At 67.3% G+C, this 25,602-nt stretch carries 21 protein-coding genes and 2 tRNA genes; 16 read left to right on the top strand and 7 right to left on the bottom strand.

Annotated features, from left to right (window positions below; all coding sequences use genetic code 11):
- Positions 1 to 72 precede the first annotated feature (72 nt).
- The 11 genes from pstS (ACUDTM_RS19195) to rnt all read left to right on the top strand — a co-directional run bounded on the left by pstS (ACUDTM_RS19195) (position 73) and on the right by rnt (position 9,697).
- Positions 73 to 1,089: a phosphate ABC transporter substrate-binding protein PstS gene (gene pstS, locus ACUDTM_RS19195; protein ID WP_072166779.1), complete on the top strand. Its 1,017-nt coding sequence runs from the start codon at positions 73 to 75 to the stop codon at positions 1,087 to 1,089.
- A gap of 408 nt (positions 1,090 to 1,497) precedes the next feature.
- Complete coding sequence (pstS, locus tag ACUDTM_RS19190) at positions 1,498 to 2,586, top strand: phosphate ABC transporter substrate-binding protein PstS (protein ID WP_072166780.1); 1,089 nt, start codon at positions 1,498 to 1,500, stop codon at positions 2,584 to 2,586.
- Between the two features lie 82 nt (positions 2,587 to 2,668).
- Positions 2,669 to 3,637, top strand: coding sequence for a phosphate ABC transporter permease subunit PstC (gene pstC, locus ACUDTM_RS19185; RefSeq protein WP_012479635.1), 969 nt, complete (start codon positions 2,669 to 2,671; stop codon positions 3,635 to 3,637).
- Complete coding sequence (gene pstA, locus ACUDTM_RS19180) at positions 3,637 to 4,500, top strand: phosphate ABC transporter permease PstA (RefSeq protein ID WP_005415894.1); 864 nt, start codon at positions 3,637 to 3,639, stop codon at positions 4,498 to 4,500. The genes pstC and pstA overlap by 1 nt, the downstream gene beginning before the upstream one ends.
- Before the next feature lie 19 nt (positions 4,501 to 4,519).
- A complete protein-coding gene (pstB, locus tag ACUDTM_RS19175; protein ID WP_049411272.1) occupies positions 4,520 to 5,350 on the top strand; it encodes a phosphate ABC transporter ATP-binding protein PstB in 831 nt (276 codons plus the stop codon).
- A gap of 76 nt (positions 5,351 to 5,426) precedes the next feature.
- On the top strand, positions 5,427 to 6,134 hold the full coding sequence (phoU, locus tag ACUDTM_RS19170; protein ID WP_005415893.1) for a phosphate signaling complex protein PhoU: 708 nt from the start codon (positions 5,427 to 5,429) through the stop codon (positions 6,132 to 6,134).
- Between the two features lie 237 nt (positions 6,135 to 6,371).
- On the top strand, positions 6,372 to 6,725 hold the full coding sequence (locus ACUDTM_RS19165) for a hypothetical protein (protein WP_069137970.1): 354 nt from the start codon (positions 6,372 to 6,374) through the stop codon (positions 6,723 to 6,725).
- Positions 6,712 to 7,587: an HvfB family MNIO-type RiPP peptide maturase gene (locus ACUDTM_RS19160; RefSeq protein WP_072166781.1), complete on the top strand. Its 876-nt coding sequence runs from the start codon at positions 6,712 to 6,714 to the stop codon at positions 7,585 to 7,587. Before ACUDTM_RS19165 ends, ACUDTM_RS19160 begins: the two co-directional genes overlap by 14 nt.
- On the top strand, positions 7,580 to 8,335 hold the full coding sequence (locus ACUDTM_RS19155; protein WP_072166782.1) for an HvfC family RiPP maturation protein: 756 nt from the start codon (positions 7,580 to 7,582) through the stop codon (positions 8,333 to 8,335). The genes ACUDTM_RS19160 and ACUDTM_RS19155 overlap by 8 nt, the downstream gene beginning before the upstream one ends.
- A gap of 25 nt (positions 8,336 to 8,360) precedes the next feature.
- On the top strand, positions 8,361 to 8,882 hold the full coding sequence (locus ACUDTM_RS19150) for an HvfX family Cu-binding RiPP maturation protein (protein ID WP_072166783.1): 522 nt from the start codon (positions 8,361 to 8,363) through the stop codon (positions 8,880 to 8,882).
- Between the two features lie 230 nt (positions 8,883 to 9,112).
- Entirely contained in the window at positions 9,113 to 9,697 is a 585-nt protein-coding gene (gene rnt / locus ACUDTM_RS19145) for a ribonuclease T (protein ID WP_005408782.1), read from the top strand.
- 331 nt (positions 9,698 to 10,028) lie between these two features.
- Here the strand turns inward: rnt and ACUDTM_RS19140 are convergent, their stop codons facing one another.
- The 3 genes from ACUDTM_RS19140 to ACUDTM_RS19130 all read right to left on the bottom strand — a co-directional run bounded on the left by ACUDTM_RS19140 (position 10,029) and on the right by ACUDTM_RS19130 (position 15,376).
- Positions 10,029 to 13,055: a two-component regulator propeller domain-containing protein gene (locus tag ACUDTM_RS19140; RefSeq protein ID WP_445391457.1), complete on the bottom strand. Its 3,027-nt coding sequence runs from the start codon at positions 13,053 to 13,055 to the stop codon at positions 10,029 to 10,031.
- A 176-nt stretch (positions 13,056 to 13,231) separates the two neighbouring features.
- Positions 13,232 to 14,641 carry an ATP-binding protein gene (locus tag ACUDTM_RS19135; protein ID WP_072166784.1) on the bottom strand — a complete coding sequence of 470 codons (1,410 nt, stop codon included), beginning with the start codon at positions 14,639 to 14,641 and terminating at the stop codon, positions 13,232 to 13,234.
- A 6-nt stretch (positions 14,642 to 14,647) separates the two neighbouring features.
- Positions 14,648 to 15,376 (bottom strand): response regulator, encoded by a 729-nt coding sequence (locus ACUDTM_RS19130; RefSeq protein WP_005415886.1) that lies wholly within the window; start codon positions 15,374 to 15,376, stop codon positions 14,648 to 14,650.
- Positions 15,377 to 15,580: 204 nt separating this feature from the next.
- Here ACUDTM_RS19130 and ACUDTM_RS19125 point away from each other — a divergent pair, with 204 nt between their 5' ends.
- The 3 genes from ACUDTM_RS19125 to ACUDTM_RS19115 are packed head-to-tail and all read left to right on the top strand — an operon-like array spanning position 15,581 to position 20,210.
- Entirely contained in the window at positions 15,581 to 16,819 is a 1,239-nt protein-coding gene (locus tag ACUDTM_RS19125) for an efflux RND transporter periplasmic adaptor subunit (protein WP_111007605.1), read from the top strand.
- A complete protein-coding gene (locus tag ACUDTM_RS19120; protein WP_227838069.1) occupies positions 16,816 to 18,774 on the top strand; it encodes a MacB family efflux pump subunit in 1,959 nt (652 codons plus the stop codon). The genes ACUDTM_RS19125 and ACUDTM_RS19120 overlap by 4 nt, the downstream gene beginning before the upstream one ends.
- Complete coding sequence (locus ACUDTM_RS19115; protein WP_111007607.1) at positions 18,771 to 20,210, top strand: efflux transporter outer membrane subunit; 1,440 nt, start codon at positions 18,771 to 18,773, stop codon at positions 20,208 to 20,210. The genes ACUDTM_RS19120 and ACUDTM_RS19115 overlap by 4 nt, the downstream gene beginning before the upstream one ends.
- 81 nt (positions 20,211 to 20,291) lie before the next feature.
- On the opposite strand, the gene rlmB is transcribed toward ACUDTM_RS19115, so the two are convergent.
- From rlmB to rnr, 3 genes are all read right to left on the bottom strand, one after another.
- Complete coding sequence (gene rlmB, locus ACUDTM_RS19110; RefSeq protein WP_088497684.1) at positions 20,292 to 21,035, bottom strand: 23S rRNA (guanosine(2251)-2'-O)-methyltransferase RlmB; 744 nt, start codon at positions 21,033 to 21,035, stop codon at positions 20,292 to 20,294.
- A gap of 94 nt (positions 21,036 to 21,129) precedes the next feature.
- On the bottom strand, positions 21,130 to 21,612 hold the full coding sequence (locus tag ACUDTM_RS19105; RefSeq protein ID WP_088497683.1) for a GFA family protein: 483 nt from the start codon (positions 21,610 to 21,612) through the stop codon (positions 21,130 to 21,132).
- A gap of 94 nt (positions 21,613 to 21,706) precedes the next feature.
- The gene (gene rnr, locus ACUDTM_RS19100; protein WP_353080186.1) at positions 21,707 to 24,172 is read right to left on the bottom strand and encodes a ribonuclease R; all 2,466 of its coding nucleotides are present in this window, start codon (positions 24,170 to 24,172) and stop codon (positions 21,707 to 21,709) included.
- 128 nt (positions 24,173 to 24,300) lie between these two features.
- On the opposite strand from rnr, the gene ACUDTM_RS19095 reads away from it, so the two are divergent.
- Positions 24,301 to 24,385 (top strand) — tRNA-Leu (locus ACUDTM_RS19095).
- Positions 24,386 to 24,590: 205 nt separating this feature from the next.
- Positions 24,591 to 24,675 (top strand) — tRNA-Leu (locus ACUDTM_RS19090).
- Positions 24,676 to 24,759: 84 nt separating this feature from the next.
- On the opposite strand, the gene ACUDTM_RS19085 is transcribed toward ACUDTM_RS19090, so the two are convergent.
- Positions 24,760 to 25,506 (bottom strand): sulfite exporter TauE/SafE family protein, encoded by a 747-nt coding sequence (locus ACUDTM_RS19085; RefSeq protein ID WP_088496950.1) that lies wholly within the window; start codon positions 25,504 to 25,506, stop codon positions 24,760 to 24,762.
- Positions 25,507 to 25,602: the final 96 nt, after the last annotated feature.

Genomic DNA, 25,602 nt, shown 5'->3' with positions numbered 1-25,602 from the left:
ACGCAACCGTTATGGAATGTGCACCGAAACGTCGGGCAACCGCCCTTCGACCACCACCCCAGGAGTCTCCCCGTGATCCACGCCTTCAAATCGCGCGCCGCTGTCGCCATCCTGGCTGCATCGTCCGTGTTCGCCGCCAACGCCGCCGACATCACCGGCGCGGGCGCATCGTTCATCTACCCGGTCATGTCCAAGTGGTCGGCCGACTACAGCGCCGCAACCGGCAACAAGGTCAACTACCAGTCCATCGGTTCCGGCGGCGGTATTGCCCAGATCAAGGCCAAGACCGTTGATTTCGGCTCTTCCGATGCGCCGCTGAAGCCGGAAGACCTGGCTGCTGCAGGCCTGGCGCAGTTCCCGTCGGTGATCGGCGGCGTGGTGCCGGTGGTCAACGTGGCCGGCATCGCGCCGGGCGCGCTGAAGCTGGACGGCGCCGTGCTGGCCAACATCTTCCTGGGCAAGATCAAGAGCTGGAACGACCCGGCCATCGCCGCACTGAACCCGGGCGTGACCCTGCCCAACGCCAAGGTCACCGTCGTGCATCGTTCGGACGGCTCGGGCACCACCTTCAACTTCGTCAACTACCTGTCCAAGGTCAGCCCGGAGTGGAAGAGCTCGGTCGGTGAAGGCACCTCGGTGCAGTGGCCGGCCGGCATCGGCGGCAAGGGCAACGAAGGTGTTGCCGCCTATGTGAAGCAGATCAAGGGCGGCATCGGCTATGTCGAACTGTCCTACGCGCTTCAGAACAAGCTCTCCTACACCGCGATGAAGAATGCCGCCGGCAAGTTCGTGCAGCCGAGCGACACCTCGTTCGCTGCCGCCGCTGCCAGCGCCGACTGGGCCAACGCCCGCGACTTCTACCTGGTGATGACCAATGCGCCGGGCGCCGAGTCCTGGCCGATCACCGCCACCAACTTCATCCTGGTGCAGAAGACGCCGAAGAATGCTGCCAATGGCAAGGCGACCCAGGAGTTCTTCCGCTGGGTCTACAAGAACGGCGACGCCCAGGCCCGCCAGCTGGACTACGTGCCGCTGCCGGACAGCCTGGTCCGCCAGATCGAGACCTACTGGTCGCAGAACCTGAAGTAAGCGCGTTCCCCTGCAGGAACGGGGGCGGCGGGTCCTCTCTCCCCCGCCGCTCCCACCCGGGCGCGAGATCCTCGAGATCTCGCGCTCTTCTTGTTTTCGGGGATGCACCTGCCTCTGTAGAGCCGAGCCGACGCTCGGCTGCGCTCTGGAGCGTGCGGACCAACGGTCCGCACCTACCGTGGGCAGGGAGCTGTCGCGCATTGACGCTGCAAGGACCAACCCGCCGTCATATCAGTGCGCAGATCCGGGGTTTCCGGGTCCCGGCCGGATCGGCGCCAACCCTGTGAAACCCTTGTCAGAACGCGATCCAGGACACCTCTGTCATGGTCGTAATACGGCTGTAACAAAAACATCATTTCATAGCCGCATCCGCCGACCACGTCGGCTCTTCCCCGCTATGGAGTGACCATGAAACTGCACTCGGCCGGCCTTGCCGCCCTTTCCCTGGCCATCGCCCTGGGCCTGTCGGCCTGCGGTGGCGACAAGCAGGCCGCGCAGCAGCCGGCTGCCGACGGTAACGCCGCTCCGGCCGCCGCCGGTGCCAAGGTGACCGCCGAAGTGTCCGGCGCGGGCGCGTCCTTCATCTTCCCGCTGGTCTCCAAGTGGTCGGCTGACTACAACGCCAGCACCGGCGCCAAGATCAACTACCAGTCGATCGGCTCCGGCGGCGGCATCGCCCAGATCAAGGCCGGGACCGTCGACTTCGGTTCGTCCGACAAGCCGCTGAGCAGCGAGGAGCTGGCCCAGGCCGGCCTGGCGCAGTTCCCGTCGGCCATCGGCGGCGTGGTGCCGGTGGTCAACATCGAAGGCCTGGAAGCCGGCAAGCTGCGCCTGAGCGGCGCCCTGCTGGCCGACATCTTCCTGGGCAAGGTCAAGACCTGGAACGACCCGGCGATCGTCGCCGCCAACCCGGGCGTGAAGCTGCCGGACGGCAAGATCACCCTGGTCCACCGTTCGGACGGTTCGGGCACCACCTTCAACTTCTCCAACTACCTGTCCAAGGTCAGCCCGGAGTGGAAGAGCAAGGTCGGCGAAGGCACCTCGGTGCAGTGGCCGGACGGCGTCGGTGGCAAGGGCAATGAAGGCGTTGCGTCCTACGTGAAGCAGATCAAGGGCTCGATCGGCTACGTCGAACTGGCCTATGCCCTGCAGAACGGCATGCCGTACACCGCCATGCAGAACGCCGCCGGCAACTGGGTCGAGCCGAGCGCGGAAACCTTCGCCGCTGCGGCCGCCAGCGCCGACTGGGCCAGCGCCAAGGACTTCAACCTGGTCATCACCAACGCCCCGGGCGAGCAGGCGTGGCCGATCACCGCCACCAACTTCATGCTGATGCAGAAGCAGCCGAAGGACGCCAAGCGCAACCAGGACACCCTGGCCTTCTTCAAGTGGGCCTTCGAGAACGGCCAGGCCCAGGCCAACGAGCTTCACTACGTGCCGCTGCCGGCCGAACTGGTCAAGCAGATCGAGGCCTACTGGGCGACCGACCTGAAGTGATGGACTCGACGGTGCCCGCCCCGCGCGGGCACCGCTTGTTCCACGCCGTGCCGCCCCGCCCCTTCCTGGCCCAGCCGTCCCCATGAATGCCATCGCCCAGCCTGTAGCCGCCCCGTCCACGCGTGATGCGCGTGATGCCCGCAACGACAAACTGTTCCGATGGGTGCTGGTCGGCACCGTCATCTTCGTACTGATCGCCCTGGCCTGCGCCGCGCTGTCGATGCTGTGGGGCGGTCGCCATGCCCTGCAGATGCAGGGGCTGAGCTTCTTCTTCTCCGCCGACTGGAATCCGGTCGAAAACAAGTTCGGCGCCCTGGCTCCGATCTACGGCACCCTGGTCACCGCCGTCATCGCGATGGTCATCGCCGTGCCGGTCAGCTTCGGCATCGCCTTCTTCCTCACCGAAGTCGCGCCGCGCTGGCTGCGTGGCCCGGTCGGTACCGCCATCGAACTGCTGGCCGGCATCCCCTCGATCATCTACGGCATGTGGGGCCTGTTCGTGCTGGTGCCAGTGATGACCGAGTACGTCACCCCGTTCCTCAACGAGACCCTGGGCGAATGGCCGGTCATCGGCCCGATGTTCCAGGGCCCGCCGCTGGGCATCGGCATGCTCACCGCCGGTTTCGTGCTGGCCATCATGGTCATTCCGTTCATTTCCTCGGTGATGCGCGAGGTGTTCCTGACCGTGCCCACCCGCCTGAAGGAATCGGCCTACGCGTTGGGCTCCACCAAGTGGGAAGTGAGCTGGGACATCGTCCTGCCCTACACCCGTTCGGCGGTCATCGGCGGCATCTTCCTCGGCCTGGGCCGCGCGCTGGGCGAAACGATGGCGGTGGCCTTCGTGATCGGCAACAGCGTGCGCCTGTCGCCGTCGCTGCTGGAACCGGGCACCACCATCGCCGCGCTGATCGCCAATGATTTCGGCGAAGCCACTGAAACCTACCGTTCGGCCCTGCTGCTGCTCGGCTTCGTCCTCTTCATCGTCACTTTCGTGGTGCTGGCCATCGCCCGCCTGATGCTGATGCGCCTGTCCCGCAAGGAGGGCAACTGATGTCCACCACCGCTGATTCGCTGTACCTGCGCCGCCGCATCGGCAACGTCGTTGCGATCACTGCGTCCTGCGCCACCGCCCTGTTCGGCCTGTTCTTTCTGGGCTGGATCCTGTTCACCCTGGCTGCCAAGGGCCTGGCCGGCATCAACTGGGATCTGTTCACCAAGATGACCCCGCCGCCGATGCAGGACGGCGGCCTCGCCAACGCCTTCTTCGGCAGTGCCGTGATGTGTGCACTGGCCATCGGCATCGGCACCCCGCTGGGCGTGCTGGCCGGTACCTGGCTGGCCGAGTATGGCAACGCCCGCAAGGCCGGCACCGTGGTCCGCTTCGTCAACGACATCCTGCTGTCGGCGCCGTCCATCGTGCTGGGCCTGTTCGTCTACACGCTGTACGTGATGCAGACCGGGGGCAACTTCTCGGCATTCGCCGGCGCCCTGTCGCTGGCCTTCATCGTGCTGCCGGTGGTGGTACGCACCACCGACGAAATGCTGCGCCTGGTGCCCTCGCAGATGCGCGAAGCGGCCCTGTCGCTGGGCATCCCGCAGTGGAAGGTGATCGTGCAGGTGCTGTACCGCAGTGCCTCGGCCGGCATCATCACCGGCATCCTGCTGGCGCTGGCCCGCATTTCCGGCGAGACCGCTCCGCTGCTGTTCACCGCCTTCGGCAACCAGTACTGGAACAACAACATCTTCCAGCCGATGGCTTCGGTGCCGGTGGTGATGAACCAGTTCGCCGGCAGCCCGTATGAATCCTGGCAGGTACTGGCCTGGGCCGGTGCCCTGGTGCTGACTGTCTTCGTGCTGCTGGTCAGCCTTGCCGCCCGCGGCATCCTGCTGCGCAACCGTATCTCCCATGACTGACCTTTCCGTGGATAACGCCATGAACGACCTTTCCAACGCCGTGCCGATGCAGCGCATCGCCGTGCCGTCCTCGCACGAGAGCCTGCACACCCCGGCTCCGGTCAAGCTTGCCGCGCGCGGACTGGACTTCTACTACGACAAGTTCCACGCCCTGAAGGGCATCAACCTGGAAATCCCGGAGAAGCGCGTGACCGCGCTGATCGGTCCTTCCGGTTGCGGCAAATCGACCCTGCTGCGCATCTTCAACCGCATCTACGCGCTGTACCCGAAGCTGGAAGCGCGCGGCGAGGTGCTGCTGGACGGCGAGAACATCCTGTCGCCGAAGTATCCGATGAACCGCCTGCGCAGCAAGGTCGGCATGGTGTTCCAGAAGCCGGTGCCGTTCCCGATGACCATCTTCGAGAACGTGGCCTACGGCATTCGCCACCATGAGAAGCTGAGCAAGGCCGACATGGCCGACCGCGTCGAGCAGGCGCTGCGCCAGGGCGCACTGTGGGACGAAGTGAAGGACAAGCTGGGGCAGAGCGCACTGGGCCTGTCCGGTGGCCAGCAGCAGCGCCTGTGCATCGCCCGTGCCGTGGCCCTGCGCCCGTCGGTGCTGCTGCTGGACGAGCCGACCTCGGCGCTGGATCCGATCTCGACCAGCCGCATCGAGCAGCTGGTGGAAGAGCTCAAGCACGAGTACACGATCGTGATCGTCACCCACAACATGCAGCAGGCTGCGCGCGTGTCCGACTACACCGCCTTCATGTACCTGGGCGACCTGATCGAGCACGACCGCACCGAAGTGATCTTCTCGCAGCCGTCGCAGCGGCAGACCGAGGACTACATCACCGGTCGCTTCGGCTGAAACCTCAGTCGAGCATGGCTCGACTCTACAGACAACGTCAGTCGAGCATGGCTCGACTCTACAGAGCGGAACAACCATGAACCTTCCCAACGACCACATCGTCAAGAGCTACGACGAGGAGCAGCAGCGCCTGGTGGCCGAAATCGTGCGCATGGGCGAGATGGCCGTCGCCCAGCTCGAAGCGGCGATGGACGTGATCGAGAAACGCGACGAGAACGCCGCCCATCGCATCATCGCCAACGACGAAGCGATCGACGCGCTTGAGCAGCAGATCAGCCACGACGTGATGCGCCTGGCGCTGCGTGGGCCGATGGCGCGCGACCTGCGCGAGATCCTCGCTGGCCTGCGCATCCCGGCCGACATCGAGCGCATCGGCGACTATGCAGCGAACGTGGCCAAGCGCTCGATCGCGCTGGGCAAGGTGCCGCCGCTGCCGCAGATCCAGGGCCTGCGCGCGCTGGGCCGCCTGGCCGCGCAGCAGGTGCGCCGTGCCATCGCCGCCTACCGCGACAACGATGCCGAGGCCGCATTGGCACTGCGCGAGGACGACGCCCGCCTGGACGCCCAGTACACGGCGCTGTTCCGCGAGCTGCTCACCTACATGATGGAAGACCCGCGCAACATCACCCCGTGCACCCACCTGCTGTTCATGGCCAAGAACCTGGAGCGCGTGGGCGACCACGCGACCAACATCGCCGAGAACGTGTGGTTCCTGGTGCACGGCGAGCAGCCGCTGCCACCGCGTGAGAAGCGTGACGAGACCTCCAGCACCGGCCAGCCCTGACGCTGCACTGCAACACCGGAGTCGACTCCAAGGTGGCCGCTGTCCTGTGACAGCGGCCTTCCTTTTTTGCGGTGTTCCGCCCGCGTTGTGGGCGCCGTGCTTGCCCGGCGCAGACCTTCCGGATGCTTCTGTAACAAATCTCACGAAAATTTGAGTTCTTGGCGAGGATTCGTTGAGTAGGATCGCTGCACCATCGTTTCACCCCGGGCACCTGCCCACCACCCAGGAGTAAGACCGATGAGCAGTTCCAACAAGACCCTGTCCCTGCTGACCGCTACCGCCCTGGCCGCCGGCCTGGGCATGACCGCCAGCGCCTCGGCGCTGAGCATGAGCGACCTCGCCCAGGGCTACCTTGTGGCCGGCCAGGCAGCCAAGGCCAGCACCGATGCCAAGGCCGCCGACACCAAGATGGCCGCTGACGCGACCAAGCACGCCGAAGGCAAGTGTGGTGCCGATGGCAAGAGCGGCGAAGGCAAGTGCGGTGCCGACAAGGGCAAGGCTGCCGGCGCAGCGGGCGCCAAGGCCAAGGCCGGCGACACGAAGTCGGCTGAAGGCAAGTGCGGCGAAGGCAAGTGCGGTGGCAAGCACTGACGTCCGCGCCAGCCTCGTCCACCCGCGGTCGCCGCTTCGTGCGGCGGCCGCCGGGTTGGGCCTGCGCCGGGCGCTGCTGCAGGACCTGCGTGACGCCCCGGAAGGCGACTTCGACTTCCTCGAATGCGCACCGGAGAACTGGATCCATGTCGGCGGCCCGGCCGGTGATGCCCTGGCTGAACTGGCGCAGCGCCATCCGCTGAGCTGCCACGGCCTGTCGCTGTCGCTGGGCGGCAGTGCACCGCTGGATACCCAGCTGCTGGAACAGGTCGGCCGGTTCCTGGAGAAGCACCGCGTGCCGCTGTACAGCGAGCACCTGAGCTACTGCAGCGACGACGGCCACCTGTACGACCTGCTGCCGATTCCCTTTACCGACGAAGCCGTGCGCCATACCGCCGCGCGCATCCGCACGGTGCAGGACCTGCTGGGCCGCCGTATCGCGGTGGAGAACGTGTCCTACTACCTGGCACCGGAACCGGCGATGGACGAGCTGGCGTTCACCAATGCGGTGCTCGCCGAAGCCGACTGCGACCTGCTGCTGGACGTCAACAACGTCTACGTCAACGCCTGCAACCACGGCTACGATGCCGATGCCTTCATCGCCGGCCTGCCTGCGCAGCGCATCGTCTGCCTGCATGTGGCCGGTCATCTGGATGAAGCCCCGGACCTGAAAATCGATACCCACGGCAGCGCGGTGATCGATCCGGTCTGGGCGCTGCTGGCACGTACCTATGCACGCATCGGCCCGCGCCCCACCCTGCTCGAACGCGATTTCAATTTCCCGCCTTATGCAGAACTGCAGGGCGAACTGCAGACCATCCGCCGCCTGCAGGCCACGCACGCCGGGATGGCACATGATTGATTCCGCCGACACCCTGCGCGCGCAGCAGCACGCGTTCACCGCACACCTGCGCGACCCGCAGGCGGTACCTGCGCCGGCCGGCCTGGATCCACGCCGGGTCGCGGTATACCGGCACCTGCTGTTCAACAACCTGCTCGGCCTGTTGAGCAACGGTTTCCCGGTCTGCGTGCGCCTGCTTGGCGAACCGGCCTGGAGCGCCCTGGTGCGCCACTACTTCGCCACGCATCGCTGCCAGACACCGCTGTTCACCGAATTGGCCGCTGAATTTGTGCAGTGGCTGCAGGCGCAGCCACAGCTGCCGCACCCGGCATTGGCCGAACTGGCGCACTACGAGTGGGTGGAAACCGCGCTGTACCAGCTGCAGGCCGAACCGCTTCCTGCGCCTGGCGATACTGATCCACTTCGGGTGCCGCTGCGGCGTTCGCCGCTGGCATGGCCGCTGCTGTACCAATGGCCGGTGCACCGTCTCGGTGCAGAGGATGCGCCGACCCAGCCCCTTCCAGAACCCACCGGCCTGCTGGTCCGCCGCGAAGCCGACGGTGAAGTGCGATTCGCCGCGCTCAGCCCGCTGGCGGTACACCTGCTGGCCAGCATCGGCGAACGGCCCGGCCTGGAAGGACAGACGTACCTGCAGCAGCTGGCCACCTCGCACGGCCTGGCCGAAGACGCACTGGCCGAGCCCGGTGCTGCACTGCTGCTGCAGTTCCTGCAGGCCGGCGTGATCGGCCCGCTCGCACCCCCGCCCTGACGCCTCTTCCACTGGAGATCCAACGATGAACCTGCCGCTCCTGGCCGCCGCGCGCGGCCGGCTGGACCGTCTCGCCCCTTGGGTGGCGCCGCTGGGCCTGCGCCTGCTGCTGGCCTGGGAATACTTCGAATCCGGCCGTGAGAAGCTGCACGGCCAGAACTGGTTCGCCGACCTGCAGGACGCCTTCCCGTTCCCGTTCAACCAACTGCCTGCTGCCCTGAACTGGCAGCTGGCCACCTGGTTCGAACTGGTTGGCGCGGCCTGCCTGCTGTTTGGTTTCGGTACCCGCTTCGCCGCCGCCAGCCTGCTGGTGCTGACCGTGGTGGCGACCTATGCGGTGCATTGGCCGATGCAATGGAATTCGCTGGGTGACCTCGCGATGGGGTATGCCATCAGCGACCAGGGCTACGGCAACTTCAAGCTGCCGGTGCTGTTCATGGCCATGCTGCTGCCGCTGATCTTCACTGGCGCCGGCAAGCTGAGCGTGGACGCCTGGTTGGCCCGGTGGCAGCTATCGGTCACGACGGCACGGCCTGCGGTGCGCTAGATGCCGGCCATGATCGGTGCGCCGTGTGCCAACCAAGGTTGGCACCGGAATCCTGAGCGTGCGGTGCCCGGTAGGTGTCGACCTTGGTCGACACACGCCCACGCAGGGAACCCATGCGCAGAAGGCTGGCCGGGCGCTCAGGGTCGCTCTGCTAGAATTCACGCATGACTGACTCCCCCTCCGCACCTGCCGCCGCTCCCGATTCCGCAGTACCCCAGGCGCAGCGCGCGATGTCACAACGCTTCCGCGGCTTCCTGCCGGTGGTGGTGGATGTGGAAACCGGTGGCTTCGACAGCCAGCGCAATGCGCTGCTGGAAATCGCTGCGGTGCCGATCGAGATGGACGAGAACGGCCTGCTCTACCCCGGCCAGACCGCCAGTGCCCACGTGGTCCCAGCCGAGGGCCTGGAAATCGATCCGAAGTCGCTGGAAGTGACCGGCATCATCCTCGACCACCCGTTCCGGCTGGCCAAGGAAGAAAAAGCGGCGTTGGACCACATCTTCACTCCGGTGCGTGCGGCGATGAAGAAGTACGGCTGCCAGCGCGCGATCCTGGTGGGCCACAACGCGCATTTCGACCTCGGCTTCGTCAACGCGGCCGTGGCCCGCACCGGCCACAAGCGCAACCCGTTCCATCCGTTCAGCGTGTTCGACACGGTCACCCTGGCCGGTATCGCCTACGGCCAGACCGTGCTGGCGCGTGCGGCCACCGCCGCCGGGCTGGGTTGGGATGCCAACGAGGCACACAGCGCGGTGTATGACACCGAGCAGACCGCGCGGCTGTTCTGCACCATCGCCAACGCCTGGCCGCGGTGAAGCGGCCAACGGCGGAGCCCCTCGTGGCGTGAAGCGAATCATCAGTTGGGCCGGGCGGGTGGACTGCGCAGGGGACGCTGCAAGTACGTCCATGTAAGCTCGGTCGCCGCATCCATGCGGCTCACGCCCCTGCGCAGCCCACCCGTCCGGCCACGGACACGTTGCTGGGTGCCACGGAAAGATCAGAAAGCAGGAGCAACAGCGGATCGCTGCGCTCGTTGGGGCTGCCGACGACCTCTGTGGTGGGTACTCCTTTGGTGGGTGCCGACCATTGGTCGGCACCGCCGGTTGGTGCGGCACTCCAGTAGATCCACGCCATGCGTGGATGCGATCAACCGATGCTCGTGCGATCGCGGCCGTCGCTCTTGGCGCGGTACAGCGCGCGGTCGGCGCGCTGGTACAGCAGTGCCGGGGTGCGGTCGTCGGCATCCAGCTCTACCAGGCCCGCGCTGAAGGTGACACGCAGGCCCGCCACGCCGCCCCAATCGGGATGATCATGGAACAGGCCACGCAGGCGCGCGCACAGCTGTGCGGCTTCCTCCAGGCGGGTGTCGTTGAGCAGCAGCGCGAACTCTTCGCCGCCGGTGCGCGCCGGCAGGTCGGAGTCGCGGCAGGCCGCTGCGATCAATGACGCCACCTGCACCAGCACGGCATCGCCGATGCTGTGGCTGTGGCGGTCGTTGACCTCCTTGAAGTGATCGATGTCGAGCACCACCAGGCACAACGGATGACCACTGCGCTGTGACCGGGCGAAGTCACGCGCCAGCGTTTCGTCGAAGGCGCGGCGATTGGCCAGGCCGGTCAGGGCATCCTCGCGGGCCTGCCGCTCGAAGGCTTCGGCCTGGCGCGCCAGGCGCTCGGCCAGTTCGGTCTTTTCCTGGTTCAGCGCCTGCAGGTGCACCGTCTTGGCCTGCAGGTCGAAGGTCGCTTCGTCCACCCGCCGTGCCAGGCGCAGATTGCTGGCCTTCAGCTGCTGCAGCAGCAGCCGGTACAGGGCCACAAGGCCAGCCAGCAGCAGCATCCCCGCCAGCACCTGCACGCTGCGGCGCTGCCACCAGAACGGCTCCACGGTGAAGCTCCACACCGCCTCCTGTTGGCCCCAGCTGCCGCCGGGATGGGCGGCCGCCACATGCAGGGTGTAGTCGCCCGGCGGCAGTCCGACGAACTCGACGCTGCGCTGCGGGCCGCGCTCGACCCAGCCGGCATCCAGCCCGTCCAGCCGCGTGCGGTAGCGGATCCGGTCAGACATCAGGTAGCTCAGGCCGACATAACTCACCGCCAACCGGCGCCCCCCGGGAATATGGTTGCGATCCGGCCCTTCCCAATGCACCGGCGCGCCATCCACCTGCACGCTCTCGATCGCGGCTGGCGGCGATGGCCGCTCGCGGAAACGCTGCAGGCGCTGCGGGTCGACCGTGCTCAGGCCGCCTGCGGTGACCACCCAGAACGTGCCGTCCTGGCGCAGGATCGCCGATGGGCTGGAGCTGCCGTTGGCCTGTGCATTGACCATGCCGTCGATCTCGTTGTAACGCTCCACCGCCACCCGCGGCGTGCGGCCATCGGCCACGGCGTTGAGGGTGGCCATATCGGTGCGCAACACGCCGCGATTACTGCTGATCCACACATTGCCAAGGCGATCCGGCACCAGCTGGAACACCGCATCCACCGGCATGCCCTGCTCCAGGCCGACCCGTGCCAGCCTGCCATTGCGCCAGCGGTAAAGGCCGCGATCACTGCTGATCCACATCGCGTCGCCCAGCTGGTGGAAGCCGAACACGCTGCGGCCACCGCCCAGCGGCGCCAGATCGATCGACTGCACGTGGTCGCCGCGCAGCACGCGGATGCCTTCGATGGTGCCGATCCACAGGTTGCCCTGATGGTCATGCTCAAGCGCGGTGATCAGGCCGCCGGGCATGCCCGGCACGTTCGAGACCTGCACATGGTCGCCGTCGATGCGCACCACGCCCTTCTGCGTGCCGGCCCAGACCACGCCCTGGGAATCAACGCTGATCGCACGGATGTTGCCACCCGGCATGCCGTCGGCTGCCGCGTAGTTGTGGCGCAGGTGGCCGTCGCGGCCGAGCCGGTAGACCCCATCGCCGAAGGTGCCCACCCACAGATCACCATCCGGCCCCTGCGCCAGGCTCAGGACGGACGGTGCCTTGCCACCGCGGTTGCGCAGCGGCACGGCACGGAACCGGCCATCCGGCGTCTGCAGGTCCAAGCCACTGGCGCTGCCGACCCACAGCTGGCGATCTCGATCCTCGAATACCGTGCGCACGTAGTCGCCACTGAGCCCATCGCGCTCGGTGTAGCTGCTGAACAGTGTTTCGCGCAGGCGATAGAGCCCGCCGTTGGCGCCCACCCAGATGCTGCCTTCGGCATCCTCGCGCAGGCTGACCACGCGTCCGCCCGGCAGGTTCAGGCCGGCCGGCAGTCGCTCCAGGCCATGTGCGGAGATGCGCAGCAGGCCCTGGTTCTCGGTGCCCAGCCACAGGTCACCGTGCCGGTCCTGCAGCATCGAGGTCATGTGCAGCTGGCCCGGCAGGCGGTGCACCAGCACCAGCTGGTCGTCCTCCACCCGGTACAGGCGCTCACCGGCGACGATCCACAACGCGCCATCCGGCGCACGGTAGGGCCACGACAGGCCACTGCCGGCACCCAGCCCCCATGCGGCGGGGGCGCGCTTGAGCACGCCATCGTTGTCGCGCAGCACCAGCCCGTCCAGCGTACCGACCCAGACCCGGTCCTGCGCGTCGACCACCAGCCTGGTGAAGCTCATCGCCATCGGCAGGTCCGCCGCCGGCGCCTGGTAGACAATGCCGCTGTCCGGCGTCAGGTAGCCGATGCCCTTGCCTTCGTACAGCAGCCACAGCCGGCCCTGGCTGTCCATCTGCATGGACTGGATCAACACCTGCGGCGTATCGGCCTGGTGCTCCCAGACCCGCCATTGGCCATCACTGCCACGGTGGCTGACGTTGCCGCGTGAATCGCTGATCCACAGTCCGCCCTGGCGGTCGACGAACAGAGCACCGATGCCGTTGTCGCGCAGGCCCGGGCGCGTGCTGCGGTCGAACACGGTGAAATCCAGGCCGTTGTAGCGCACCAGCCCTTCCCAGGTGGCGAACCACAGATGGCCTTCCGGTGTCTGCGCAATGTCGCGCAGCGAGTTGTGCGGCAGGCCATTGCGCGAGGTCCATACATCAATGGCGTAGTCGCGCAGCGGGGGCGCGCCTTCCTGCGCAGCCAACGGCAGCGCGAGGGCCAGCAGCAGCCACAACAGGCCCTGCCGCAGTGCCCGCCTGAATCCTGATGCGCGGCGCTCCACCCAGCGCCTCTTGTCCCCCTGCCCGCCCATCACCGCAGCGGCGGCGGCCAGGTGCGGCTGCAGGACGCGGCAGCGTGCGGGAACGGCCGGGCAGCGTGCAATGGCATGCCGGCAGGAACGGGCTGGCTCATCGGGGGGAGACTGGGGAGATGCGCAGATGATAGGCCAAACCCCGGCCCCGGCGTCACCGTCCGCAGCGCGCCGACTCAGCCGGCGCGGCCGGGCGCCACCACCTGGGCACTGGCCGGCCACTGCACCACCGCCTCCAGGCCACCTTCGGCCCGGTTGCGCAGCCACAGCCGGGCGCCGTCCTTCTCGGCCAGGGCGCGCGCGATGGTCAGGCCCAGGCCGGCCCCGCCGGTTTCGCGCGAACGCGAGGTCTCCACCCGCACGAACGGATCGAACACCGCCTCCAGCTGCTCTTCGGCCAGGCCCGGGCCGTCATCGGCCACCACCACGGTAATTGCACCGCCGCTCCGCTCAACCCGCACCCGTGCCCGCTGCGCGTACATCACCGCGTTGTCCACCAGGTTGGAGAACAGCCGGTGCATGGCCAACGGACGCAACATCAGCACCGAACCACTGCCCCCTTCGAAGACCACATCACCGCCGCCTTCGGCGGCGTCCTCAACAATGCTCTCCAGCAGCGAATCCAGGTCCAGTGCGGCGCGCTGCTCGGCACTCTCGGCGCTGCGCGCCAGTTCCAGGCCCTCGCGCACCAGCGCCTGCATCGCCGCCAGGTCGCCGATCAGGCGCTCACGCAGGGCCTCGTCGCTGACATTCTCCAGGCGCAGGCGCAGCCGCGTCAGCGGCGTCTGCAGGTCGTGGGTGATCGCCGCCAGCATCTGCGTGCGTTCGGCCAGGTGCCGCTGCAGGCGGTGCTGCATGGCGTTGAAGGCTTCGGCGGCACGCTGCACTTCGCGCGGCCCGCGCAGTGGCAACGGGTCGCGCTGCAGGTCATCGCCAAGGTCTTCTGCGGCTGCGGCCAGTTCCTGCAGCGGCGCGCTGGCCATGCGCGCGACGATATAGGCCAGCACGGCAATCGCCAGCACCAGCAGGGTCAGGAACCATGGGTCCACGGCGAGGATGCCGTTGTGCGCCACCGCCGGCGAGTCCAGTGCCAGCTTCAGCAGCGTGCCGTCGTTGAGGGTCACGTCCACTGCACGGCATCTGGGCGGGATGAACGCGGGGTCGCGTTCGCGCGGCGGCCGCCGGTGGCCCGGCGGCGGCGGCGGCAGCAGCTCCTGCAGTTTGGGAATGCAGGAGCGGAACGAAGCGAAGTGCACGTGCGCGCGCGACACCGGCCCGGGGCGGTCTTCCAGTACTTCCATCAGCGCCGTGTCGGCACGCCCCAGGCGTGCGCCCGGCTGCAGCGCGCGCACGCTCGGCCCGCCGATCGCCAGCAGGCGCTCGCGCAGCTCCGGATTGCCGTCCAGCAGGTTGACGTAGCCCTGCAGGCGGTCGGCGATGCGGTTCAGGTTCTGCCGCTCGAACTCCTGCTGGCGCTTGGAGGTGGCCAGCATGGTCGCGCCGATCGCAGCCACCGCCATGCCCAGCAGCAGGATCACGAACAACCGCCCGACCATCGAGGACAGGAAATGGCGCAGGCGCTTCATCGCGGATTATTCCAGGTTGACCGACGAGGCCAGCACGTAGCCTTCGTTGCGCACGGTCTTGATCAGTCCATCCGGGCCACCATCGTCGCCCAGCTTGTTGCGCAGGCGGCTGACCTGCAGGTCGATCGCGCGGTCCTGAGCCTCGTAGTTGCGGCCACTGCTGAGCGCGACCAGCTGCTCGCGCGACAGCACCTTGTTGGCGTGGGCGATGAACACCCGCAGCAGGCGGAACTCGGCGCCGGACAGCACCACCACGCGGCCATCCGGATCGACCAGGTGGCGATGCTCCAGGTCGAATACCCAGCGCGAGAAACGCGCGCGGCGTACCGCCAGCGGTTCCAGGTTGGCCGGCAGCGCCTCGGTCCGGCGCAGCACGTTGCGGATGCGCGCCAGCAGCTCGCGCGGCTCGAACGGCTTGGCCAGGTAGTCGTCGGCGCCCATTTCCAGGCCCAGCACGCGGTCGATCGGCTCGGCGCGCGCGGTCAGCATGATCACCGGCGTGTTCGAACGCGCACGCAGGTCACGGCACAGGGTCAGACCATCCTCGCGCGGCAGGTTGAGGTCCAGCACGATCAGGTCCACGTGCTCGCGGTCCAGCAGCTGGCGCATGGCGGTGCCATCGGCCGCAGTGCTCACCTGGTAGCCGGCGCGGCCGAGCTGCTCGGCCAGCAGCGTGCGGATGTCGTTGTCGTCGTCGACGATCAGCAGTCGATGCATCGGGTTTTCAGTCTCCATGTCGCGATCATCCCGTGTCGGCAGCTGAACCGCATCCGGGGCAATGCGTACCAGTGTATCCACCCGCGGGCGGGATACCTGTGGTTACGCCTGTTCACCGACAGTGTTACATACAGACATACCCCGAGGATTGAGCCGTCCATCGCCCGGTCTTCACAATGCCCATCAACGCCGCCTTCGCGGCCTCGAGAGTGAAGCCACGACGTGACGTTCCGCCTGCTGCCAGCGACCCACCGGAGTCGCCTGATGCTGATCGCCCTGCTCGCCCTGATCGTCGCCGCGACCGCCTGGTGGCTGCTGCGCAAGCCCGCCGCCCCGGCGGTGGCAACCTCGCCGGTCAGCCGCGGTGACATTGAACAAACGGTGGATGCCACCGGCGTGATCGACGCCTACAAGCTGGTCAGCGTCGGCGCGCAGGCCTCGGGCCAGATCAAATCGCTGAAGGTACAGCTGGGCGACACCGTGAAGGAAGGCGACCTGATCGCCGAGATCGATGCCACCACCCAGCAGAACCAGGTGCTCAACGCGCAGGCCTCGCTGGACCAGGTCACTGCCCAGCGCGCGGTGCAGCAAGCCACCCTGCGCCAGGCCGAACTGGAGTTCGCGCGCCAGCAGCAGATGCTGGCCGCCGAGGCCACCTCGCGCCAGGAATACGATGCCGCCGAGGCACAGCTGAAGACCGCCCGCGCCCAACTGCAGTCCTACGAGGCGCAGATCAAGGGCCGCGAAACCGAGCTGGGCACCGCCCGCGCCAACCTGGCCTACACCCGCATCACCGCACCGATGGACGGCACCGTGGTCGCGGTGGTGGCCGAAGAAGGCCGTACCGTGAACGCCAACCAGACCGCACCGACCATCGTCATGCTGGCGCGGCTGGACGTGGTCACCGTCAATGCCGAGATCTCCGAGGCCGACGTGGTCAAGATCAAGCCCGGCATGCCGGTGTACTTCACCACCCTGGGCGACCCGGACCGCAAGTATCACGCCACGCTGCGCCAGATCAATCCGGCGCCGGCCTCGATCGCCAACGAAAGCTCCTCCAGCTCCAGCAGTTCGTCCAGTTCCAGTTCCAGCAGCGCGGTCTACTACAACGCGCTGTTTGATGTGGAAAACCCGGACGGTACGCTGCGCATCGACATGACCGCGCAGGTCTCGGTACTGCTCAAGCAGGCCAAGGGCGTGCTGATGGTGCCGGCGGTGGCACTGGGACCGAAGCGCCGTGGCGATGAGCGGATGGTGCGGGTGCTGGACGACGAGGGCCAACCGCAGCCGCGCAAGGTCACCGTGGGCATCAACAACGGCGCCTCGGCCGAGATCCTGTCCGGCTTGAAGGAAGGCGAGCGCGTGGTGGTCGGCGAAGCCGGTGCGGCCGGTGCCAGCACCGGCGGCAACCGCGGCGGCATGCAGATGCGGGTCGGTGGCCCGGGCATGGGGCGCCGATGAGCACGACGGCGCCGCTGCTGCGCCTGCGCGACCTGCGACGTGAATTCCCGGCCGGCGACGATGTGATCGCCGTACTGCGCGACGTCCATCTCGACATCCACGCCGGCGAGATGGTCGCCATCGTTGGCCAGTCCGGCTCGGGCAAGTCGACGCTGATGAACATCCTCGGCTGCCTTGACCGTCCCACTCGCGGCAGCTACCAGGTGGCCGGCCGCGAAACCGGAAAGATGGAGCCGGACGAACTGGCCGAACTGCGCCGCGAGCATTTTGGTTTCATCTTCCAGCGCTACCACCTGCTCGGCGACCTCGACGCGCGCGGCAATGTGGAAGTGCCGGCCGTTTACGCCGGCAGTCCCGGGCCGGTGCGCAACGCGCGTGCCGAGCAACTGCTGCGGCGGCTGGGGCTGGGCGACCGCATGCATCACAAGCCAGGCCAGCTTTCCGGTGGCCAGCAGCAGCGCGTGTCGATCGCACGCGCCCTGATGAACGGCGGCGAGGTGATCCTGGCCGACGAACCAACAGGCGCGCTCGATACGAAATCCGGTGAGGAAGTGATGGCGATCCTCGGCGAACTGCATGCCGAAGGCCACACCATCATCATCGTCACCCACGACATGAGCGTGGCCCAGCACGCGCAGCGCATCATCGAGATCCGCGATGGCGAGATCATTGCCGACCGCGCCAATCCGGATGCGCCGAGTTACCGCGCCCAGCGCGAAGCCAGTACCGGCGTCGCCCACGGCAACAGCTGGCGGGCGGCCCGCGACCGCTTCACCGAAGCGTTCCGCATGGCGCTGCTGGCGATGAACGCCCATCGCCTGCGCACCTTCCTGACCATGCTCGGCATCATCATCGGCATCGCCTCGGTGGTCTCGGTGGTGGCGCTGGGCAATGGCTCGCAGCAGCAGATCCTGCAGAACATCAGCGCGCTCGGCACCAACACCATCGACGTCTATCCAGGCCGTGGATTCGGCGACATGCGGTCGGCGCGGGTACAGACGCTCAAGGCCAGCGATGCCGATGCACTGGCAAAGCAGAGCTACGTGGACAGCGCCACGCCCAGCGTGTCGACCTCGGTCACCGCGCGTTACCGCAACCAGTCGTCCACCGCCCAGGTCAGCGGCGTCGGCGAGCAGTTCTTCCGGGTCAAGGGCGTGACTCTGCTCAGTGGCAGCTTCTTCGATGCCGATGCAGTCAAGGGCCTGGGCCAGGTGGCGGTGATCGACGAGAACACCCAGACCCAGTTCTTCCCCGATGTCGACCCGGTCGGACAGGTGATCCTGCTCGGCAACGTGCCGGCACGCGTGGTCGGCGTGGCCAAGCGCCAGAGTTTCGGCTTCGGTGGCAGCACCAGCCTCAGCGTGTGGGTGCCCTACACCACGGTGATGTCGCGCATGCTCGGCCAGAGCCATGTCTCCAGCATCACCGTGCGCGTGGACGACAACACACCGATGGATGCCGCTCAGGAAGCGATCACCCGCCTGCTGACGATGCGCCACGGCACCGAGGATTTCTTCCTCAGCAACAGCGCGGAGATCCGCGACACCATCGAACAGACCACGCGCACGATGACCCTGCTGATCGGCGCCATCGCCGCCATCGCGCTGCTGGTCGGCGGCATCGGCGTGATGAACATCATGCTGGTGTCGGTGACCGAGCGCACCCGAGAGATCGGGGTGCGCATGGCCGTCGGTGCACGACAAGGTGATATCCGCCAGCAGTTCCTGATCGAAGCGGTGCTGGTGTGCCTGCTCGGTGGCGTGCTCGGCATCGGCCTGGCCCTGCTGCTGGGCTCGATGATCGGCCGCTTCGCCAGCGACTTCCAGGTGCTGTTCTCCACCGCCTCGATTGTTGCCGCCTTCGCCTGCTCGACCCTGATCGGCGTGGCATTCGGCTTCCTGCCCGCGCGCAACGCCGCGCAGCTCGACCCGGTAGAGGCCCTGGCACGCGAATGAAGATGATGACCCGACTGCCCTTCCCTGCCCCCTCGCGCCGGCTGCTGGCGGGTGCCGTTCTGCTCGCCCTGTCTGGCTGCGCCTCTGTCGGCCGCTATCCGGTGGCCGATCCCGACGTGGCGGCCCAGTATGGGCGTGGCGATGCCACCCTCAACGCACCGGCCGACGACCCGCGCAGCAGCCTGGACACACCGGGCCACGACATCCGCCAGGACACCTGGTGGACCGGCTTCGGCGACGAGCGCCTGGACCGCCTGGTGGCGCAGGCGCTGGCCGCCAACAGCGACCTGGCCGCCGCCGGCCTGGCCGTGCAGCGTTCGCGCCTGCAGGCCGGCCTGGCCAGCAACGCGCTGTGGCCGCAGCCTTCGTCATCGGGCGTCAGCGGCAATGCCAGCCGCGCCACCGACCAGGCCGACGAATGGCGCCGCAGCTACTCCACCGGCGTATCGCTGGGCTGGGAGGTGGATCTGTGGGGACGCCTGCGCACCCAGCGCGACATCGCCCGCTGGGAAGCCGAAGCCAGCGAGGAAGACCGGCAGAATACCGCCCTGCTGGTGATCAGCGACACCATCACCCAGTACTGGAACCTGGCCTACCTGAACCAGTCGATCGCCACCGGCCAGGCCAACCTGGAGCGGCTGGAGCGCACCCGCGAACTGGTGCAGGCCCGCTTCGACGCCGGTGCGGTATCGCGCCTGGAAGTGCGCCAGGCGCTGCAGAACCTGCAATCGCAGCGCGCCTCGCAGAGCGCGCTGGAACAGCAGCGGGTGGAGGTGCGCAACGCACTGACCGTGCTGCTGGACGGCACGCCCTGGCCCCAGCAGGACGAACCGCAGGACCTGCTGGGCGCACACAGCCCGCGCATTGTCGAGGGGCTGCCGGCCGACCTGCTCGGCCGCCGCCCCGACCTGCGTGCGGCAGAACTCCGCCTGCGCAACAGCCTGAAGACCATCAGGGTCACCGCCACCCAGTACTACCCGGCGCTGAGCCTGACCGGCAGCCTCGGTTCCAGTGCGGCCTCGCTGGGCGATGTACTGCGCAATCCGGTGGCCACGCTGGGTGCCGGCCTTTCGCTGCCATTCCTCAACCTGCAGCGCGCGCAGCTGGATACCGATATCGCCGGCACCAGCTATCAGATCGCCGCGACCAATTTCCGCAAGACGCTGTACACCGCGCTCTCGGAAGTGGACAACGCCCTGTCCGCGCGCGAGCAGCTGGCGCGCCAGGTCGCTGCCTCGCAGGCTTCGTACGAGGAAGCGGTGGAAGTGGAGCGCGCGCAGGAAGTGCGTTATCGCGTGGGTGCTACCGATCTGCGCACCTGGCTGGAAGCGCAGCAGACCCGGCGCGATGCCGAGCTGTCGCTGGCGCGCGTGCGCCAGGGCCAGCTGAACAACGACGTGACCCTGTTCAAGGCACTGGGTGGCAGCGCGGGGTAGCGGCTTCTTAGAGCCGAGCCCATGCTCGGCTGCTTTCCTGATCGGGTATGCGATAGCCGAGCGTGGGCTCGGCTCAACAGATCAACCGCGCTGGCGCACGGCCTCGAACAGGCTGACGCCGGCCGCGACGGAAACATTCAGACTCTCGATCTCGCCCGGCATCGGGATCTTGACCAGGCCATCGCAGTTCTCGCGGGTCAGGCGGCGCAGGCCATCGGCCTCGCCGCCCAGCACCAGCGCGATGTTGCCCTTCAGGTCCAGCTGGTACAGCGACGCGGTGGCCTCACCGGCCAGACCGTAGATCCACACGCCCTGCTTCTGCAGGTCCTTCAGGCAGCGCGACAGGTTGGTTACCGCCACCACCGGGATGAGGTCGGCGGCGCCGGCCGAGGTCTTGCGCACGGTGGCGTTGACCGTGGCCGACTTGTCCTTGGGGATGATCACTGCAGTCGCACCGGCCGCAGCGGCCGAGCGCAGGCAGGCACCCAGATTGTGCGGGTCCTGCACCTCGTCCAGCACCAGCAGCAGCGCCTTGCCCTCGGCCGCAGTGACAAGGCCTTCCAGCTCGTTCTCGCTGTAGGTGGGGGCGGCGGCATAGCGCGCGGCCACGCCCTGGTGGCGCACCGAGCCGCCCACACCGTCCAGCGCCTGGCTGTTCACCTTGCGCACGTCGATGCCCTTGCGGCGGGCGTTTTCCTCGATCTCGGTCAGGCGCGGGTTCTTCGCTCCGGCCTCGACCAGCACTTCGCGGACGTTCTCGGCGTCGTTCTCGATGGAGGAGGCGACGGCGTTGACGCCGACGATCCACTGGCTGTTCTTGCTCATGCGGGCGGGGACCGGAAAGGGGGTGGCTATGGTAGAGCATCGGCGGCGGCCGCGCTTCAAGGCCGCCGAGCATGGGCTCGGCTCTACACAAACCTCACCGGCTGCGCGGTGGCCAGTGCGGCGTGTCGTGGTCGGGGTGCTGGTGGGACACGATCGTGGCCAGGAAGTCCAGGGCCGCGATGTCCTGCTCGGTACGCCGTACCGGCAGGCTGGCCAGGCTGTCGACGAAGGGCAGCTTGCGTTCGACCCCGTACTGGATCGTCGGTGGCAGGCGTTCGGGTTTGTCGAACGCGCCGGCAGCCACCGCCACGCCATCGGGCGCTTCGTAGGTCAATGGCGTGCCGCAGTCTGCGCAGAAGCCACGCCGCACCACGTTGGACGACTGGAAATAGCGCGGCTGGCCGCGGGTCCAGCTGAACTGCACGCCGCGCACCGACACCAAGGGCGCGTAGAAGGCACCAAAGGCCTTCTGGCACATCCGGCAATGGCAGATCGAGCTGTCGGTCAGCGCGCCACGCACGTGGAAGCGGATCGCGCCGCACTGGCAACCGCCGCTGTATTCGGGTTGGCCTTGCATGCGATGTCTCCTGGTGGTGCCGGCCGCTGGCCGGCAACCCGTCGGTGCCGAGGGTGCCATGGATGCCGGCCAGCGGCCGGCACTACCACGGTCATCAATATTTCTCTTTCTTCCGCTTGGCCGGCTTGCCCCGCTCAGGCAGCGGCGGCAGCCCGTCACCCTCGTCCTCGCCCTTGTGTTCGACCAGCCGGAAGTCGATCTTGCGCTCTTCCATGCTGGCCTTCAGCACCAGGATGCGCACGCGGTCGCCCAGCCGGTAGCTGCCGCCGCGGCGCTCGCCGGTCAGCGTCTTGCGGGTCGCGTCGAACTTGTAATAGTCCTGCGGCAGCTGGGTCACGTGGACCAAGCCCTGCACCTTCGACTCGTCCAGTTCCACGAACAGGCCGAAGCTGGTCACGCCGCTGATCACGCCGTCGAACTGGCCGCCCACGTGCTTTTCCATCCACGCCGCGCGGTAACGCTCGTCGACCTCGCGCTCGGCCTCGTCGGCACGGCGCTCACGCTCGGAACACTGCAGCGCCAGCGCGGCCATCTCGCGGGCGTTGTAGGTGAACTTGTCCAGCGGATTGCCGGACAGCGCATGCTTGATCGCGCGGTGCACCAGCAGGTCGGGATAGCGACGGATCGGCGACGTGAAGTGCGCGTAGGCCTCCAGCGCCAGGCCGAAGTGGCCGTGGTTCTCCGGGCTGTAGATCGCCAGGCTCTGGCTGCGCAGCAACACCGACTCCAGCAGCGTCGCATCGGGGCGGTCGCGGATCTTCTTCAGCAGCTTGGTGTAGTCACCCGGGCGCACCTTCGACCACGGTGGCAGGCTCAGCTTGAACTCCTTGAGGAATTCCAGCAGGTCGGCGTACTTGGTTTCCGGCGGCTTCTCGTGGATGCGGTACGGGGCCGGCACATGGCGCGACAGCAGGTACTTCGCCGCCTCCACATTGGCCGCGATCATGCATTCCTCGATCAGCTTGTGCGCGTCGTTGCGCACCAGCATGCCGGCCTGGGTCACTTCACCACGGTTGTCCAGCACGAAGCGTACCTCGCTGCTTTCGAACTCGATGGCACCGCGCTTGGCACGTGCCTTGGACAGCACCTTGTACAGCTGGTGCAGGCGCTGCACCTGCGGCAACAGCTCACCCATCCAGGCCTTGGTATCGGCATCGTCCTCGCCCACCGCCTTCCACACCTGGGTGTAGGTCAGGCGCGCGTGCGAATTCATCACGGCCTCGTAGAAGCGCGAATGCGTGACCAGGCCATCGCGGTCGATCTGCATGTCGCAGACGAAGCACATGCGGTCGACCTTGGGCATCAGTGAGCAGATGCCGTTGGACAGGGTCTCCGGCAGCATCGGCACCACGAAGCCGGGGAAGTAGACCGAAGTCGCACGCTTCTGCGCTTCCTCGTCCAGCGGCGTGCCGGGGCGGACGTAGTTCGAAACATCGGCAATGGCCACCACCAGGCGGAAACCGTCGGCATTCGGCTCGCAGTACACCGCGTCGTCGAAGTCCTTGGCATCCTCGCCGTCAATGGTGACCAGCGGCGTGCTGCGCAGGTCGACACGGTCGCCGATCATTGCCGGCTCGACCACCATCGGCACCGAGGCGGCTTCGTCCAGCACCTCCTGCGGGAACTCGAACGGCAGCTCGTGGCCGTGGATGGCGGTCTCCACCACCAGCGATGCGGTCAGCTTGTCGCCCAGCACGGCGATGATGCGCCCGATCGGCGGGCGGCGGCTGTCCGGGGCCTGGGTCAGTTCGCAGACCACCAGCTGGCCATCACGCGCGCCCCCGGTCTGGTCCGGCGGTACCTGCACGTTGCGCTGCACGCGCTTGTCGTCAGGTACCACGTAATTGATCCCCATCTCGACGCTGAAGCGGCCGATCAGGCGGGTCATGCCGCGTTCGAGCACGCGCGCAATGCTGCCTTCGCGACGGCCACGGTGGTCGATGCCGGTCACGCGGGCCAGCACCTTGTCGCCGTGCATGACCTTGCGCATTTCATACGGCGGCAGGAACAGGTCGTCGCCGCCCTCGACCGGGCGCAGGAAGCCGAACCCCTCCGGGTTGGCGATCACCACGCCGGTGACCAGGTTCAGGGTCTGGATCGGGGCGAAGCCGCCGCGGCGGTTCTGCACCAGTTGGCCATCACGGACCATGGCACCAAGCCGGCGCGACAGCGCCTCGGCCCGATCCGGTGCGGTCAGGCCCAGGCGTGCCCCCAGTTCCTCGGCGGTCTGCGGCCCTTCGCAACGCTCCAGCAGGGCCAGGATGGCCTCGCGGCTGGCGATGGGCTGTTCGTATTTCTCTGCTTCGCGGGCGGCATAGGGATCGTCGATCACCTTGCCGGTCGGCGGCAGCTTGCGGCCCGGGGCCGGGCCGGGTGCTGCCGCATCAGCGGTGCGGACCTTGCGGCCGCGTGGCGGCGCACCGCCTTCATTCAATTCGGGGAACCAGCCCGGCAACGGCTTGCCCGGCTTGGTGGTGCGGGCTGCGCCCGCCTTCGGGCCCTTCTTCGGGCCTTGGCTGCGGGACTTGCTCCCGCCCTTGCTTGGTTTTTTGGTAGTCATCGCCCTACATGGTAGCCGTTGACGGCGTGCAGAACGGGTCAGCGCCCGCCTTGGAGGCGTTGGATGAAATAATTTCAGGAAGTCGTTGACAGCTCCCGGATTCATCTTCACAATTGCGCCTCTGGAACGCCCAGGTGGCGGAATTGGTAGACGCACTAGTTTCAGGTACTAGCGGGTAAAACCGTGGAGGTTCGAGTCCTCTCCTGGGCACCAACGAAAAAACTCCTCGCTTCGGCGGGGATTTTTTTTGCCTGCGATCCGGTAGCGGGGTCGGATCCCTTTCCGAAGGAAAGGGCTCTGACCCCAAGCGAGTGAGATGGGGTCGTAGCCCATCTCGCAGGCGAAACCGGATCCACCCCCAGGCCCACAAAAAGTGTTGACACCCCCGTAACAACACCCCATAATCTCGCTCCTCGACGCCCAGGTGGCGGAATTGGTAGACGCACTAGTTTCAGGTACTAGCGGGTAAAACCGTGGAGGTTCGAGTCCTCTCCTGGGCACCACGTCGAGAATGAGAAAGACCCGCGAAAGCGGGTTTTTTCATGCCTGTCATCCGGCATTGCCACGCCTCCCCGGGGCGGCCGGCGTCACAGCAGCGGCCGCAGCACCAGCTCCAGCCCGAGCAGCAGCAGGAAACCCAGAAAGCAGGCGCGGAACAGCCGCGCACTGATGCGCTGCCGGATCACCTGCCCCAGCCACATGCCCAGCAGTGCCGGCACCACCGCCAGTGCACTCAAGCCCAGCTGCTGGATGCCGAACGCACCGTGCAGCACCAGGCCCGTGGTCAGTGCAATCGTCGATACGGTGAACGCCAGCCCGAGCGCCTGCACCAGTTCTTCGCGCTGCAACCCCAGTGATTGCAGGTACGGCACCGCCGGCATCACGAACACGCCGGTGGCGCCGGTCACTACGCCGGACAGCGCGCCCACCAGCGGCCCCAGCCAGCGCTCGCGCCGCTGCGGCACGCGGAACACCGGCGCAAGCAACGCATAGGCGGCATAGACCATCAGGGCCACGCCCAGCGCAACGCGCGACCCGCTGCGATCGACCCGTACCAGCAACGCTGCCGAACCCAGCGTCACCACCACCACGGCCAGCATCATCGGCCACAGGCGCCGCACGATGTGGCCCAGTGACGGCCCGGACAGCAGCTGCCACGCATTGGTGACGAAGGTCGGGATGAACAGCATCGACGCCGCCGCCACCGGCGACAGCGCGCCACCGAGCAGGCCCATCGCCACCGTCGGCAGCCCCATGCCCGTCACGCCCTTGACCACGCCGGCCAGCACGAACACCACCACCAGCAGCCCATAGAAGTACATCGATTCATTCATGCCTTCATTGGATCGGGCCGTCGCCCGGCGCACAATGCGGTCTTCCCGGCCCTGCCTTCGGCTGATCCGAAGGCTCAGCCGTTGCGACGAGGGCAT

It is taken from the genome of Stenotrophomonas maltophilia group sp. vghtpe118 (genome assembly GCF_052605195.1).
The sequence above is the reverse complement of the archived record's forward strand: the minus strand, read 5'-3'. Positions and strand labels throughout refer to the sequence as shown.

Coding starts and splice junctions, on each gene's coding strand:
- ACUDTM_RS19105 (WP_088497683.1), bottom strand. CDS start 21,612: ATGCAAGGCCAACCCGAATACAGCGGCGGTTGCCAGTGCGGCGCGATC.
- ACUDTM_RS19150 (WP_072166783.1), top strand. CDS start 8,361: ATGAACCTGCCGCTCCTGGCCGCCGCGCGCGGCCGGCTGGACCGTCTC.
- ACUDTM_RS19140 (WP_445391457.1), bottom strand. CDS start 13,055: ATGGGCGGGCAGGGGGACAAGAGGCGCTGGGTGGAGCGCCGCGCATCA.
- ACUDTM_RS19165 (WP_069137970.1), top strand. CDS start 6,372: ATGAGCAGTTCCAACAAGACCCTGTCCCTGCTGACCGCTACCGCCCTG.
- phoU (WP_005415893.1), top strand. CDS start 5,427: ATGAACCTTCCCAACGACCACATCGTCAAGAGCTACGACGAGGAGCAG.
- ACUDTM_RS19155 (WP_072166782.1), top strand. CDS start 7,580: ATGATTGATTCCGCCGACACCCTGCGCGCGCAGCAGCACGCGTTCACC.
- pstB (WP_049411272.1), top strand. CDS start 4,520: ATGAACGACCTTTCCAACGCCGTGCCGATGCAGCGCATCGCCGTGCCG.
- ACUDTM_RS19115 (WP_111007607.1), top strand. CDS start 18,771: ATGAAGATGATGACCCGACTGCCCTTCCCTGCCCCCTCGCGCCGGCTG.
- ACUDTM_RS19120 (WP_227838069.1), top strand. CDS start 16,816: ATGAGCACGACGGCGCCGCTGCTGCGCCTGCGCGACCTGCGACGTGAA.
- rnt (WP_005408782.1), top strand. CDS start 9,113: ATGTCACAACGCTTCCGCGGCTTCCTGCCGGTGGTGGTGGATGTGGAA.
- ACUDTM_RS19085 (WP_088496950.1), bottom strand. CDS start 25,506: ATGAATGAATCGATGTACTTCTATGGGCTGCTGGTGGTGGTGTTCGTG.
- ACUDTM_RS19135 (WP_072166784.1), bottom strand. CDS start 14,641: ATGAAGCGCCTGCGCCATTTCCTGTCCTCGATGGTCGGGCGGTTGTTC.
- pstA (WP_005415894.1), top strand. CDS start 3,637: ATGTCCACCACCGCTGATTCGCTGTACCTGCGCCGCCGCATCGGCAAC.
- rnr (WP_353080186.1), bottom strand. CDS start 24,172: ATGACTACCAAAAAACCAAGCAAGGGCGGGAGCAAGTCCCGCAGCCAA.
- ACUDTM_RS19130 (WP_005415886.1), bottom strand. CDS start 15,376: ATGGAGACTGAAAACCCGATGCATCGACTGCTGATCGTCGACGACGAC.
- pstC (WP_012479635.1), top strand. CDS start 2,669: ATGAATGCCATCGCCCAGCCTGTAGCCGCCCCGTCCACGCGTGATGCG.
- pstS (WP_072166780.1), top strand. CDS start 1,498: ATGAAACTGCACTCGGCCGGCCTTGCCGCCCTTTCCCTGGCCATCGCC.
- rlmB (WP_088497684.1), bottom strand. CDS start 21,035: ATGAGCAAGAACAGCCAGTGGATCGTCGGCGTCAACGCCGTCGCCTCC.